This window comes from Clostridium sp. HCP1S3_C6 (assembly GCF_052066735.1).
Classification (GTDB): Bacteria; Bacillota; Clostridia; order Clostridiales; family Clostridiaceae; genus Clostridium.
The window spans coordinates 26,315-41,612 of the sequence record NZ_JBQHRN010000011.1; the positions used below are offsets into that span (position 1 = coordinate 26,315).

11 protein-coding genes and 2 pseudogenes are annotated in these 15,298 nt (G+C 28.0%); 12 read left to right on the forward strand and 1 reads right to left on the reverse strand.

All coding sequences use genetic code 11. From position 1 onward, the window contains the following. The first annotated feature begins 14 nt into the window (after positions 1–14). The 9 genes and pseudogenes from ACTNAO_RS05780 (at position 15) to ACTNAO_RS05820 (ending at position 11,367) form a co-directional block, all read left to right on the forward strand. The gene (locus ACTNAO_RS05780; protein WP_441027296.1) at positions 15–2,372 is read left to right on the forward strand and encodes an endonuclease MutS2; all 2,358 of its coding nucleotides are present in this window, start codon (positions 15–17) and stop codon (positions 2,370–2,372) included. 43 nt (positions 2,373–2,415) lie between these two features. Beyond that, positions 2,416–2,832 (forward strand): annotated as a pseudogene (locus ACTNAO_RS05785) (DUF523 domain-containing protein); the annotation flags it as partial. Positions 2,833–2,964: 132 nt separating this feature from the next. After that, a complete protein-coding gene (locus ACTNAO_RS05790) occupies positions 2,965–4,689 on the forward strand; it encodes a phospho-sugar mutase (protein ID WP_441027298.1) in 1,725 nt (574 codons plus the stop codon). A gap of 155 nt (positions 4,690–4,844) precedes the next feature. Next, entirely contained in the window at positions 4,845–5,939 is a 1,095-nt protein-coding gene (locus ACTNAO_RS05795) for a tetratricopeptide repeat protein (RefSeq protein WP_441027300.1), read from the forward strand. Between the two features lie 40 nt (positions 5,940–5,979). Further along, on the forward strand, positions 5,980–6,693 hold the full coding sequence (locus ACTNAO_RS05800) for a WecB/TagA/CpsF family glycosyltransferase (protein WP_441027302.1): 714 nt from the start codon (positions 5,980–5,982) through the stop codon (positions 6,691–6,693). 26 nt (positions 6,694–6,719) lie between these two features. Beyond that, a complete protein-coding gene (gene murJ / locus ACTNAO_RS05805) occupies positions 6,720–8,237 on the forward strand; it encodes a murein biosynthesis integral membrane protein MurJ (RefSeq protein WP_441027304.1) in 1,518 nt (505 codons plus the stop codon). A 22-nt stretch (positions 8,238–8,259) separates the two neighbouring features. Further along, complete coding sequence (locus tag ACTNAO_RS05810) at positions 8,260–9,534, forward strand: glycosyltransferase (protein WP_441027306.1); 1,275 nt, start codon at positions 8,260–8,262, stop codon at positions 9,532–9,534. A gap of 5 nt (positions 9,535–9,539) precedes the next feature. Then, positions 9,540–10,691, forward strand: a complete 1,152-nt coding sequence (locus tag ACTNAO_RS05815) for a glycosyltransferase (protein WP_441027308.1) — start codon at positions 9,540–9,542, stop codon at positions 10,689–10,691. Between the two features lie 19 nt (positions 10,692–10,710). Further along, positions 10,711–11,367: a cyclodeaminase/cyclohydrolase family protein gene (locus tag ACTNAO_RS05820; RefSeq protein ID WP_441027310.1), complete on the forward strand. Its 657-nt coding sequence runs from the start codon at positions 10,711–10,713 to the stop codon at positions 11,365–11,367. Positions 11,368–11,401: 34 nt separating this feature from the next. Here the strand turns inward: ACTNAO_RS05820 and pdaA are convergent, their stop codons facing one another. Continuing rightward, positions 11,402–12,172, reverse strand: coding sequence for a delta-lactam-biosynthetic de-N-acetylase (gene pdaA, locus ACTNAO_RS05825; protein WP_441027312.1), 771 nt, complete (start codon positions 12,170–12,172; stop codon positions 11,402–11,404). A 243-nt stretch (positions 12,173–12,415) separates the two neighbouring features. Between pdaA and ychF the strand changes: the two genes are divergently transcribed. The 3 genes and pseudogenes from ychF to rsmH all read left to right on the forward strand — a co-directional run bounded on the left by ychF (position 12,416) and on the right by rsmH (position 15,284). Further along, on the forward strand, positions 12,416–13,513 hold the full coding sequence (gene ychF / locus ACTNAO_RS05830; RefSeq protein ID WP_441027314.1) for a redox-regulated ATPase YchF: 1,098 nt from the start codon (positions 12,416–12,418) through the stop codon (positions 13,511–13,513). A gap of 464 nt (positions 13,514–13,977) precedes the next feature. Continuing rightward, positions 13,978–14,337 (forward strand): annotated as a pseudogene (mraZ, locus tag ACTNAO_RS05835) (division/cell wall cluster transcriptional repressor MraZ); the annotation flags it as partial. An 11-nt stretch (positions 14,338–14,348) separates the two neighbouring features. Then, positions 14,349–15,284 carry a 16S rRNA (cytosine(1402)-N(4))-methyltransferase RsmH gene (rsmH, locus tag ACTNAO_RS05840; protein ID WP_441027316.1) on the forward strand — a complete coding sequence of 312 codons (936 nt, stop codon included), beginning with the start codon at positions 14,349–14,351 and terminating at the stop codon, positions 15,282–15,284. Positions 15,285–15,298: the final 14 nt, after the last annotated feature.

Below are 15,298 nucleotides of genomic sequence, written 5' to 3' on the forward strand. Positions count from 1 at the left end.
GGTGTTAATAAAAAATGAATAAAAAATCATTAAAAACATTGGAATTTGATAAAATTAAAAATAAAGTAGTAAAATATGCTGTAACATCTGGTGGAAAGGAGATGGCATCAAAGCTTGCACCTTATGAATCTGCTTATGAGGTTCGTGAAGCATTAAAGGAAACTAAAGAAGCTTATGATATTTTAGTAAAGAAAGGCAATCCTCCTTTTGAAGGACTTCATGATGTTACAGAAAGCTTAGTAAGAGCTGAAAAGGGTGGTACATTATCTCCAGGTCAACTTTTATACATAGGTAATATGTTAAGATGTACAGATAGGCTTAAGCAGTATTTAAAGGGAGAAGAGGAAGGTGAAAGCTATCCAAAGCTTGAAGATTTGTCCTATATATTAACTCCTATAAAAAATCTTCAATTAGATATAGAAAAAGCAATAGTATCAGAAGAAGAGGTAAGCGATAAGGCTTCTAATACACTTTTTAATTTAAGAAAAAGCATAAAAGAAAATAATTCTAAAATTAGAGATAAGGTAAATTCACTTGTTAGAAGTAATGCAAGTTATCTTCAAGATGCAATTTATACTATGAGGGGAGATAGATATGTTCTTCCAGTAAAGTCTGAGTATAAATCTCAAGTGCCAGGGCTTGTACACGATTCAAGTGCTACAGGTGCTACCCTTTACATTGAGCCTATGAGCCTTGTTAATTTAAATAACGAAATAAGAGAACTAAAATTAAAGGAGCAAGCTGAAATTGAAAGAATACTTTTTGAATTAACAAGAAAAGTAAAAGATAACAAAGATATTTGTAAAAGTAACATGAATGTAATAATAAAAATTGATTTTATTTTTGCTAAGGCTAAATTTTCATCAAAAATTAATGGAATAATGCCGGAGGTAAGAGAAAATGGTTCTTTTGATTTAATTCTTGCAAGGCATCCATTAATAGATCCTGAAAAAGTTGTTCCATCTGATATTTACCTTGGTGAAAATTTTAAGGCATTAATGATAACAGGTCCTAATACAGGTGGTAAAACAGTAACATTAAAAACAGTAGGTCTTATACATTTAATGGCTCTTAGTGGACTTTTGATTACAGCTAAGGATGGATCTTCTGTAAGCTTTTATAGAGAAGTTTTTGCAGATATTGGTGATGAACAAAGTATAGAGCAAAACCTTTCAACATTTTCATCTCATATGACAAATATAGTTAATATTATGGCAAATGCAGATAATGAATCTCTTGTTTTATTTGATGAACTTGGTGCAGGTACTGATCCTACAGAAGGAGCAGCTCTTGCAATAGCAATAATAGATACATTAAAAGAAAGAAATACTAAGGTTATTGCTACAACTCACTATAGTGAACTTAAAGGCTATGCACTAAAAACAAAAGAAGTAGAAAATGCATCAGTTGAATTTGATGTAAAAACTCTAAAACCTACTTATAGGCTTCTTATAGGTATACCAGGTAAATCTAATGCTTTTGAAATAAGCAAAAGAATAGGGTTAGATTCTTATATAATTGACAGAGCTAAGAACAACATAGAAAGTGACAATCTTAAATTTGAAGATTTAATACGAGATTTACAAGAAAAGAGTATTATTGCAAATAATAATGCAAGAGAAGCAGAAAAATTAAAAACAGAAGCTGAAAAAATAAAAACAGAATATGAAGAAAAAATGAAAAAATTAGATATAGTACGTGACAAGGCATATAGTGAGGCAAGAGAAAAGGCAAAATCAATATTAGAGGCTGCAAAGGAAGAAGCTGATGAAATATTAAAGGCTATGAGAGCTTTAGAAAAGATGGGAATAGAAGGGGGCGGAAGAAAAAGACTAGAAGAGGAACGTAAAAAATTAAAAGATGCCCTAGAAGAAAAAGAAAAGGAACAGCTTAAGGAAAGAGAGAATAAAGGTAAAACTATAACTAAAGTAAAAGTGGGAATGGAAGCATATCTTCCATCATTAAATCAAAGAGTAATTATAGTTTCCATGCCAGATAATAAAGGTGATGTTCAAGCTCAAGCTGGAATAATGAAAATAACAGTAAATATTAAGGATTTACGAGAAGTTGAAGGTCAATCAAAACCTAAGACAAAGAAAAAGAGAGAAGTTAAGCTTAATTTAAAATCAGTGGAAAGTAGACTTGATTTAAGAGGACTAGATGCAGAGGAAGCTATTTATAGAACAGATAAATACTTAGATGAAGCATGTATGTCAAATCTTGGAGAAGTAACAATAGTTCATGGTAAAGGAACAGGAGTTTTAAGAAAAGCAATTAGTAATATGTTAAAAAAACATCCACATGTTAAAAGCTATAGACTTGGAGTATATGGTGAAGGTGGCGATGGAGTAACAATAGTTGAAATAAAATAAATTAAGAATTAATAATTAAGATTTTTGCGAGGCAGGAATAAAAATGGAAAAATATTTAGTAAGTGCATGTCTTTGTGGTGTAAATTGCAAATATAATGGAAAGAACAATTTAAATGAGAAATGCTTAAAATTGGCAAAGGAAGGTAAAGCAATACTTATATGTCCTGAACAGCTTGGGGGACTTACTACCCCAAGAAAACCTTCAGAAATTAATAAAGATAAAGTTATTAATGAAATTGGAGAAGATGTTACATTAAATTTTGAAAAAGGTGCTAAAGAAGTATTGAAAATAGCAAAAATTTACAATGTAAATAAGGCTATTTTAAAAGAGGGGAGTCCTTCTTGTGGAGTAAATAAAATTTATGATGGGACTTTTAGTGGAAATAAAATTAATGGTATGGGGATTTGTGCAAGTCTTTTAAAGGAAAATAACATTAAGGTTATATCATCTGAAGATTTAATTTAGATTTAAAAAGAATAGAAAATAATAAAATTATGTCATAAAATTAGATAAATCTAATTAAAATATTTGTAAATCTTTAAAGTTGTTGTATAATAAGATTAGTATTTTAGTACTTAGGAGGGTTTTAGATTGTATAAAGAAAAATATCAGGCATGGTTAGATTCACCTATAATTAGTGAAGATATTAAAAATGAGTTAAGAAACATCAAAGACGAAAAAGAAATTGAAGACAGATTTTATAAAGATCTAGAATTTGGAACAGGTGGTCTTAGAGGTGTAATGGGCGCTGGTTCAAACAGAATGAATATTTACACAGTTTCAAAGGCTACTCAAGGATTTGCAGATTACTTAAATCAAAATTTTGATAATCCTTCAGTTGCAATTGCATATGACTCAAGAAATATGTCAGATGAATTTGCAAAGGCAGCTGCGCTTACATTATGTGCAAATGGCGTAAAGGTTAATTTATTTGAAAGCTTAAGACCAACACCAGTATTATCATTTACTGTTAGATATTTAAATTGTCAAGGTGGTATAGTTGTAACTGCTTCACATAATCCAAAGATATACAATGGATATAAAGTTTATGATGAATTTGGTGGACAGGTTACTGATAACAAGGCTGGAAAGGTAATTGATTGTGTTAATGCAGTATCAGACTTTAGCATGATAAAGACTATGGACGAAAAAGAAGCTTTAGAAAAAGGACTTTTAAAATATATAGGCGAAGATGTAGATAAGGCTTATATTGAAAAAGTTAAATCTTTAACTATAAGAGAAGATTTAGTAAAGGAAAAAGCTAAAGATTTAAATATTATATATACTCCAATACATGGTAGTGGAAATGTTCCAGTAAGAAGAGTATTAAAAGAATTAGGATATGAAAATGTTAATGTAGTTAAGGAACAAGAATTACCAAATGGTGATTTCCCAACAGCTCCATATCCAAATCCAGAAAAAGCTGAAGTTTTTGAATTAGCTCTTAAGATGGCTGAAACAGTAAAACCAGATATAATATTTGGTACAGATCCTGATTCAGATAGAATTGGTGTTGTAGTAAATATAGGTGGCGGTGAATACAAAGTTCTTACAGGAAACCAAACAGGTTTATTATTAACTGATTATGTTTTAGGTTCTATGAAAGAAACTGGTAAGCTTCCATCAAATGGTGTTGTTATTAAAACCATAGTAACAACAGAAGGTGCAAGAGCTATAGCTAGTAGTTATGGTGTTGAATTAATGGATGTATTAACTGGATTTAAATATATAGGTGAAAAAATTCATGAATTTGAAGTAAATAAAGATAAGACTTATTTATTTGGATTTGAAGAAAGTTATGGATATTTAGCTGGAGATTTTGTAAGAGATAAAGATGCTGTTATAGCTTCAATGCTTATAGCAGAAATGACTCTTTATTATAAATCAAAAGGAATGAGTCTTTATGAAGCATTACTTAACATTTATAAGAAACATGGATTCTATAAAGAAGAATTAATTTCAATAGAACTAGAAGGTAAAGAAGGTCAAGAAAAAATTGCTTCATGTATAGATGGATTAAGAAATGAAAAAATTTCAGAAGTAGAAGGAATTAAAGTAGCAACTAGATATGACTATAAATTAAGTGAAGAAGAAGATTTAGTTAATGGAAAACAATTGGAAATCAAACTTCCAAAATCTAATGTATTAAAATATATATTAGAAAATGGTTCATCATTTGTTGTTAGACCTTCAGGAACAGAACCAAAAATGAAAATTTATTTAGCAGTTAAGGGAACTAGCCTAGAAGATGCTGAAAAGCAAAATGCTTCTTTCAAAAAAGCTGTTATGGATTTAATAAATGAAAAGTTAAAATAATAATTATCTATGTACTAAATAAAAGATCTTATTATGCAAATAGTAAGGTCTTTTATTATTTTTTTATTTAAATTAAAAACTTTCTCTTTTCATTTTAATATTGTATAATGGAACGAGATAAAAAGAACAGGATTTAGAAAAAGGTGCGTGTAACAATGAACTATAAAGCAGTTTTTAAAGAAAAATTAAGCAATTTATTATTTTTAGAGGTGAATTTTGAAGGATTAAAAAAAAGCATTGGAATTTCTTCAAATGTAAAGCTTAAGACAGATGATTTATATTTACCAATTAGTTCGAAATATATTACAAGCAATGCGCAAAATACCCTTAAAATAAATAATCTTCCAATATATTATTTTATAGAAGGAATGTTTATGGCTCTTGGGGCAGATAAAAATCTTAAATATACTGAAGATTACATTATTTTAATTAATAATATAAAGGATAGTGAGGTTTGTGGTAGAAGCCTTGTAGCAGATAGAATAAAAAAGGACAATTTAATTGAAGCATACCTTATATTGAAAGGTCTTGTAATATCTACAGGTAATGAAGAATATTACAAAAAGTTATTATTAGTAGGGGAAAGCATAAGAGAAAAAGATAGTGCATTTAAGGATAATCTTCTTTCAGATATTGATGAAGGGGAAGAGGAATTTGAAAATCTACCAGAAAGGGATCTTTATAAAGCAATAATATATAAAGATGATAATGATTATGCAAAAGCAAGAGTTTATATGAATGAGTTTATAAACAAAGGCGGCAAGGTAACAAAGGAAATTAAAGTTATTATGAATGACATAGAAAATATAGCCAATTACGAAAAGGCAGTACAATTATTAGATACTAAACCAGAAAAGGCTATTGGAATTTTTTTAAGTCTTTTAGAAAACTTTGATAAAAATCCTCTTATATATTATTATTTAGGAGTTGGCTTTAGAAAAATAGGCAGATATGAAGAAGCTATAGGATATTTACATGAATGTATAAAGCTTGAATCTGGGCTTTTAGAGGCTGTAACAGAACTTGGACTTAACTATGCATGTTTGAAAGATTTTGAAACTGCAATAAAATATTTTAGAAAGGCTTTTGAAGCATCAAAAGATGTTGAAATATGTACTAATTTAGTTATGTGCTATTTAAATATTGGTGATAATGAAAATGCTAAACTTCATTATAAAATAGCTAAGGATATAGATAGTGAAGATGAAATAGTAAAGAAGCTTGAAAGTACTATTAGAAATCTTAAATAGTATTTTTACTTTATTATTGCTATACGAAAAGGGGATTTATATGTATACAAATATATTAGGATACAAAGTTTTTAATAAGAGTTTTGATGACTTATTAAGAGAAGTAGATAAAAGAGATAAGGTAAACATAATTTCTGGAAATCCAGAAGTCCTATATAATGGATTAAATAATGACATACTAAATAAAAATTTTAATGAAGATTATTCAATTATAATTCCAGATGGAGTAGGAACAGTTTTAGCATCTAAAATGTTAAAAAATCCAGTGAAAGAAAAAATAGCAGGAATTGAAGTTATGAGGGCACTTTTAGAAAAATGTGCAAAAGAAAAAAAAGGTGTCTATCTATTAGGGGCAAAGGAAGAAGTTTTAAAAGGATGTATCTTAAAACTTTTAGGTGAAATAGAAGGATTAAATATAGTAGGAAGCCATAATGGGTATTTTGATATAAATAATTGCCAAGATATTATAGCAGATATTAAAAATTCTAATGCTTATGCTATATTTGTGGCTATGGGTTCTCCAAGACAGGAAAAATTTATAGAGGAACATAATAATGAACTTCCATGTAAAATATTTATGGGAGTAGGAGGAAGTTTTGACGTTTTTGCAGGAAATGTTAAAAGAGCTCCTAAGTGGATGATAAATATGGGTCTTGAATGGCTTTACAGAGTTTCTAAGGAGCCATGGAGAATAAAAAGGTTAACATCAATTCCTAAGTTTTTATGGATGGTTTTTAGAAATAAAAATAAATAATATATTTTTTAAAGATAGGTGAAAAAATGAAAAAAGGAAGCTTAATTAAATCTACCTTAATTGTAATGATAGTTGCTGTGTTAACTAAATTTATGGGAGCTTTTAGAGATATTCTAATAAGTAATAAATTTGGTGCAAATGCATATACAGATGCCTACAAGCTTTCTGCATCTATACCAGATACTATATTTATGATTATAGGTCTTGCTATATCAACAACATTTTTGCCAATGTTAAGCAAGGTAAAAGTAAAAAATGGCACAAAGGAAATGCATAAATTTGCCAATAATATAATTAATATATTATTTATAGTGTCTATCATATTATTTATAATTGCTAGTATATTTCCAGAAGTTATTGTAAATATAATTGCAAAAGAAGCAAGTGAAGAAACAATTAGCATAACAATTTCTCTTACAAGAATTATTCTTGTGAATTTGATTTTTTTATCGGTAAATGCGTGCTTTACAGCCATTCTTCAGGTACATGAGGACTTTGTTATACCATCTATATTAGGACTTTTTTTTAATCTTCCAATGATAATATATCTTTTATTTTTTAAAGATTTTAATATTTATGGACTTACAATAGCAAATGTAATTGGAAATTTATTTAGGGTTTTGGTTCAAATACCTTCCCTTATAAAACATGGATATAAATATGAATTTTTTATTGATCTGAAAGATGAAAGAGTAAAAAGAATACTTGTTTTAATTATTCCAGTTGTAATAGGTGCTGGTGCAAGTTCTATAAATCTTATAGTAGACCAAAGGATAGCTTCAGGTCTTGGAGAGTCTGTTATAACAAATTTAAATTATGCACAACTTTTAACAACATTCATATCTTCAATGGTGAATACAGCTATAACAAATGTTATTTATCCTGTACTTGCAAATAGGATAAGCGAAGGGAAAAATAAAGAGTTTTTAGAAGTACTTACAAAGACAATAATATTTTTAGCAATACTTTTAATACCAATAACCTTTGGAATAATTCTTTATAGTTTTGATGCAGTAAAAATAGTTTTTGTTCGTGGTGAGTATACAATAGAATCAGCTAAAATTGCTTCATCAGCCCTTATAGGCTATGGAGTTGGAATATTTTTTACTGGAATACGTGACATATTAAATTCTACACTGTTTTCTATGGGAAGAACAAAAATTACAGCTAAGAATGGCTGTATAGGCGTAGTTATTAATATTATATTAAGCATTGGTTTGTCTAAGGTAATTGGAATAAAAGGTGTATCCCTTGCATCTTCAATTGCAATGATAGTAACATCAATACTTCTTTTATATAATATTGTTAAGCTAATAGGAAAAATTAATATAAAAATGCTTTTTAACAGGATAATAAAAATAACTTTGTCAGCAGTTGTTATGACAATAATTTTACTTATTGTAAGTAATTTTACTAAAAATATAAATAGTTATGTAAATTTAATAGCTGGTATTTTAATAGGCAGTTTTGTGTATTTTGCATGTATGTATATGTTTAAAATTCCAGAATTAAAAGAATTAATTAATATAAGAAAGATAAAATAATAAATTAGAAAAGAGGTAAACAATGAAAATATTATTTATAGCTTGTTATTCACCAATTATAAATAATTCAGCAGCTATAGAAACACTGCAGTATTTAAATAAGCTTAGTGAAATAGAGGGTAACGAAGTTCATTTATTAACAGTAGATTTCCCAGAGGATTCTATATATTATGACAAGGAATTAAAAAAATTAATGGATAATAGAATAAAGGTTCATTTAATAAATGGCGGTAAGATTTTTAATAAGTTAGTACCAAGAGTAAAAAAAGATGAAAATTATGAAAATAAACCAGCTTCCTCTTCAAAAATAAAAATCATGAAGGTGTTAAGAAAGGTTAAAAATTCTATTGTTATACCAGATATGTATAAGGGGTTTTCTGAAAATGGTGCAAAATATGCATTAGAACTTCAAAAATCAGTTAATTTTGATGTTATATTTTCTATGCATGAACCACCATCATCACATTTGTGTGCATTAAAAATAAAAAAAGAATATCCAAGTATTCCATGGATTACATATTGGAGTGATCCGTGGCTTAAAGATTCTACTAGAGAAAATTCTTTTATTATAAAAAAGAAAATAGAAGCAGGTATGGAAAAAGAAATAGTAAAATATTCAGATAAATTTGTTTTTGTAACAGAAGCAAATAGGCAAGATTATATTAGTACATATAATATTCCTAAAGAAAAAACCTATATAATTACAAGAGGATATGACAAAAAGTTTTTTGACAAATTATATAAGGAAGATGTTCCAGAACTTATAAAATCTGATAAAATAAATATTATATATGCTGGAGAAATATTCTCAAAGCTTAGAAATATAAAGCCCTTTATTTATGCTGTTAAGGAAATAAAAAATGAAAATATTGAATTATATAACAAAATGAATATATTGTTTTTTGGAAATATTGATGATGCAGATGCTAAAAGAGAACTTGAAAATTTAGAAGTAGCTAAAGTGTCAAAAAGAATTCCATTTAATGAAGCTATAAAATATATGCTTCATTCTCAAATTCTTCTTCTTTTTGGAAATAAAAATTCAAAACAAATACCAGCTAAAATATATGAATATATGGGTGCACAGGGAATTATATTTACTATTTATGGTGATGAAAATGATCCAATAAAATCAATAGTTAATGATCATAAAAAGTGTATAAATTCTTTAAATAATAAAGATGAAATAAAAAAATCTTTAATAAAATTATTAAATATGAAGGATTTTAAAACATTACCTGATGAAAATTATGAATGGGATGAAATAACAAAAAGATTAAATAAAATATTGAGGTAAATAATATGCATGTTATGGTTGTACCATCTTGGTACTCATCAAAAGAAAATCCAGTTCACGGAAGTTTTTTTAAAGAACAGTTTAAAGCTTTGCAAGATTCTCAAGTTAAGGTTTCTGTTGCTTATAATGAAATTTGGCCTATTACGCAACTAAAAAAACATATTTTTGACACAAAGAAAATATCTTTTACTATAGAAGATGGGTTAAATACATATAGATATAAGAATTTTAATTTTTTACCTAAAAATAAAAATATGTTTAAGATATTTAATAAAAGAATGGAAAAACTTTATTTAGAAATTGTTAAAAAAGAAGGAAAAGTTGATATTATACATGCTCATTCAGCCTTTTTTGGTGGAATTTCAGCATGTTACGTAGCAAAAAAATACAATATTCCTTTTGTTTTAACAGAGCATTCCTCTTTAAAATATGCAAAGTACGTTAAAAAGTCTTATATAGAATATATAATTGATACTTATAATAAGGCAGATAAGCTTATTGCAGTAGGAAATGGTCTTAAGGAAGAAATGGAAAATTACACTAAGAATCCTATAGTTGTTATAAATAATATTATTGATTTTTCTGTTTTTAATGATAATTTTGTAAGTAGTACTTGGAAAAATGACACTATTAATCTTTTTTCTCTCTCATATTTGGTAGAAGAAAAAGGTATGGATAGACTTATAGAAGCCTTTAATGAAGCATTTAAGGGCAAAAATATAAGGCTTACTATTGGTGGTGATGGGCCTTTAAAACCAAAACTAGAAGAAATGACAAGAAAATATAATCTTGAAAATCAAGTGAAATTTTTAGGAGCTTTAAGTAGACAGGAAGTAGCTAGAGAAATGGGCAAATGTGATGGTTTTGTACTTGCTTCTGAACATGAAACTTTTGGTGTTGTATATGTAGAAGCATTATCAATGGGAAAACCAATTCTCGGCACAGAAAATGGTGGCGCTTCTGATATAATAAATAATAGAAATGGAATAATAGTTAAAAATAAGGACCACAATGCCTTAGTTAAGGGACTTAAGGATTTTACAAAATCTTTAAATACATTTGATAAAAAACTTATAAGAGAAGAGTGTTTAAAGAACTATTCAGCTGAAGTTATTGTAAATAAAATAAAAGAAATATATAAACAAATATGCAAATAAAATTAGGAGTGATTAGAAAGTGAAATTTAACCAATTAAACATTGAAGAATTTTTATGTGATTTATCATCAGAAAAACCATCTCCAGGAGGTGGGAGTGTTGCAGCTTTATTAGCAGCTCTTGCATCAAGTTTAAATTCAATGGTTTATTCTTTAACAATTAACAAGAAATCTTTTGAAAGTCTTGATAATGAAATACAAAAGACAGTTTTAGATTTTAAAGAAGCTTCAAATAAGTTTACAAAAATATCATTAGATTTTATGGAACAAGATAGAGAAGCTTTTACAAAACTTATGGATTGTTTTAAAATGCCAAAGGAAACAGATGAAGAAAAAGAAGCAAGAAGCAAAGCTATTTTAGAAAAAACAGTTAAAGCTTTAGAAGTTCCGTTAAATCTTGCTAGAAATTGTTATGAATTTTATGACAATATAGACACAGCATTAAAATATGGAAATAAGATGCTTGCATCAGATGCAAGTTGTGCAGCTATTTTACTTCATTCTGCTATTGAATCTGCAATAGTAAATGTTAAGGTTAATTTAAACAACTGCAGCAGTAAGAACTTCAAGGAAAAAATAGAAACAGAAATTGAAAATATAGAATTTAATTCTTTTTCAAGAAAAAATATTGTATGTAATATGGCAGAGGAAGTATTTTATCCTGAGTCAGCTTTATAGTAAAAAGGTGGGAATAAGTCCCACCTTTACATTTTTAATTTAAATCATTAAGGGATTTAAATTCATAACCTTCGTTTTGTAAATCTAATAAAACAGTCTTTAAAATTTCGGTATTTGTTTTTGAAACTGCATGAAGAAGTATAATAGCACCTGGATGAACTCCATTTTTAATTTTTTCAATAGCATATTCTTTTGATGGTTGATCTTCTGTTAACCAATCTTTATAGGCAAAACTCCAAAATATAGTTTTGTATCCCATATTTTTAGTTTTTTCTAAAGAAGCTTTAGAATATTTGCCCATGGGAGGTCTAAAAAACTTTGGCATTTCTTGTCCTGTTAATTCTTTAAAAGCATCTTCAACATCTGTTAATTCTTTTTTGAATTTTTCATTGTCTGTTATTGAAGCCATTGAAGGATGATGATTTGAATGATTGCAAACAAGGTGTCCTTCATTAGTCATTCTTTTTATTATATCAGGTTCTGAATCTATGTAAGGTTTAACTACAAAAAAAGCAGCAGGAATATTAAGCTCTTTTAATGTATCTAAAATATCATTTGTATAGCCTTTTTCATATCCTTCATCAAAAGTAAGATATAATGTTTTTTCATTATTATTATTTATATAATAGGCATCATAATCTTTTAAAAATGCTTCTGATTCTTTAGGACATTCAGGAATTTGATTTTTTTCTCTTTGGACATAGTACCAGTTTAGTTCAGTATCAGATGTGTTTGAAAAGCCATAGTAAGGCAAAAAGGTTATTAATAATATAATAGTTAATGTGAAACAAAAAAATTTTCGCATAAATTTTCCTCCTTAATTTTTTATGATATATTTTAGTCTTTCACAAATACAATCTGTATATTCTTTGAAATAGTTTCTGTAGTAGTTTAATAAAGATTTAAGTAACATTGACTTTTTTACTAGAAAATATATAATAAAAATATAATGAAATTTTGTGCTTTAGAAGCTTTGGCTTTTAAGCTTTTTTTTTGAAGCTATTAATAAAGTTTCTAATAATTTAAATAAGAGAGGATGTACATATAAATGAAATTAGGAATAGTTGGTTTACCAAATGTAGGTAAAAGTACTTTGTTTAATGCAATAACAAAAGCTGGAGCAGAATCAGCTAATTACCCATTCTGTACTATAGAACCAAATGTTGGAGTTGTATCAGTACCAGATAAAAGATTAGATGTTTTAGAAGAAATGTATAAGTCAAAGAAAAAGGTTTATACTGCAATAGAATTTTATGATATAGCAGGTCTTGTTAAAGGAGCATCAAAAGGTGAAGGACTTGGAAACAAATTCTTATCACATATAAGAGAAGTTTCTGCAATTGTACATGTTGTAAGATGTTTTAATGATGAAAATGTAGTTCATGTTGAAGGGTCAGTTGATCCTATTAGAGATATTGAAACTATTAATCTTGAACTTATTTTTTCAGACCTTGAAGTTCTAGAAAGAAGAATGGAAAAAACAGTTAAGCTTGCGCGTTCTGGAGATAAAACTGCAAAATTTGAATATGGAATTATGGAAAAAATCAAAGCTCAGCTAGAAAAAAATCTTCCTGTTAGAACACTTGAATTTTCTGATGAAGAAAAGGAATTTGTAAAAGGATTATTTATGATAACTTCAAAGCCAGTATTATATGCTTGTAATGTTTCCGAAGATGATATAATGAATGGAACTTCAGAAAATGATTATGTTAAACAAGTAAGAGAATATGCAAAAAAAGAAAATTCAGAAGTTATGGTAGTTTGTGCCAAATTAGAAGAAGATTTATCAGGACTTGAAGATGAAGAAAAAGCAGAAATGCTTAAGGAATATGGATTAGAAGAATCTGGTCTTGATAAGTTAATTCAAGCATCATATAAACTATTAGGACTTATGAGTTTCTTAACTGCAGGAGAACAGGAAGTAAGAGCTTGGACTATAAAGATGGGAACAAAAGCACCTAAAGCTGCTGGTAAGATTCACAGTGATATTGAAAGAGGATTTATAAGAGCTGAAATAGTAACTTTTGACGATTTAGTTGAATGTGGTTCAGAAGCTAAGGCAAAAGAAAAAGGTTTATACAGATTAGAAGGTAAAGATTATGTTATGCAAGATGGAGATGTGGTAAACTTTAGATTTAATGTATAAAATTATTAATCTCTAATTTAAATAGGCGTAGCTCTGAAATTAAGAATTAATAATTAAGTGGCTTTTGCGCTTTGCTTAAAAGCCAATCTCCATAGGAGATAATTAATAATTATTGTGTTTAGGTCCAAAGCATTGGTATTAATAGGCCTTGTGTAAAGTTTAGTGTAAGCCTTGAAATTGGAGTTTGTCCACATACATACAATATAAATTAAAATTTTTGCGAGGCAAGGAGCAAAAATCTCCTCAATTATTAATCATTAATTCTTAATTAATCAAGGCCGTAAGTGATAAAGAATAGAAAGTGAAATGAAGCAAATAATTGAGACCATAAAAGCATATAATTGATTCTGCATTTAAATAGCTGCAGATTTAGATTTTTTTATTTCTAAATTTGTAGCTTTTTTTTTATAAAAAAGAAGGAATATTAAATTTAACGGCGAATACTATGAAAGTAGTTGAAAGTGGAGAAAAGTGGTTTAAAGTTTGTTATAACTAAAGGCTTAGATGGATGTCTTTATGCTTATCCACTTGAAGAATGGAAAATATTTGAAGAGAAGTTAAAAAAATTACCTTTAACCAATAAAAATGCTAGAGCTTTTGTAAGATTCTTTTTTTCTGGTGCAACAGAAATTGAAATGGATAAACAAGGCAGAGGATTAATTCCTCAAAATTTAAAAGAATATGCTGGTATAGAAAAGGAAATAGTAAGTATAGGAGTACTAACAAGGGTTGAAATTTGGAGTAAGGAAAAATGGCAACAATACAATGATTCAAATATTGATTATGAATCTATCGCTGAAAATATGAATGACTTAGGAATTTAAAGGAGCAAAATATGGAATTTAAACATGTATCGGTACTATTAGAGGAATGTTTAGAGGGGCTTAATATTAAAGAAAATGGAGTGTATGTAGATTGCACATTAGGTGGTGCAGGACATTCAAGTGAAATTCTTAAAAGAATTTCTAAAGATCGTGGAATTTTGGTTGGTATTGACCAAGATTCTGATGCATTAAAGGCAGCAAGAGAAAGGCTTAAGGATTATAAAAATGTAAAATATGTACATAACAATTTCTATAATATAGATGATATATTAGAAAACTTAAATATTGATAAAGTTGACGGCATACTTATGGACCTTGGAGTTTCATCATATCAGCTTGACGAAGGTGCAAGGGGATTTAGTTATATGAAAGATGCAAAGCTTGATATGAGAATGAATAGGGACAATGATTTTTCTGCATATGATGTTGTTAATAATTATTCCCTTGAAGATTTACATAGAATTATAAAGGATTATGGAGAAGAACGGTTTGCAAAAAGGATTGCCAGTTTTATTGTTGAAAGAAGACAAGAAAAACCAATATTAACCACATTGGAACTTGCAGACATTATAAAATCTGCTATTCCAGCTAAGATGAGAAGAGAAGGACCTCATCCTGCAAAAAGGACTTTTCAAGCAATAAGAATTGAAGTAAATAGTGAACTTAAAATCCTTAATAAAACCATTGAAGATGGAGTAAATAGACTAAATAAAGGTGGAAGAATGGCAATAATTACATTTCATTCATTAGAAGATAGAATTGTAAAGCTTAAATTTAGAGAACTTGCAGATCCATGTACATGTCCAAAGGAATTTCCTGTTTGTATATGTGGAAAGAAACCTTTAGTAAAGCTTGTAAAAAGAAAGCCCATAGAACCTTCAAAAGAAGAAGTAGAAACAAATCCAAGAAGTAGAAGTGCGAAGTTAAGAATAATAGAAAGAATATGATGTATAAAGTATTT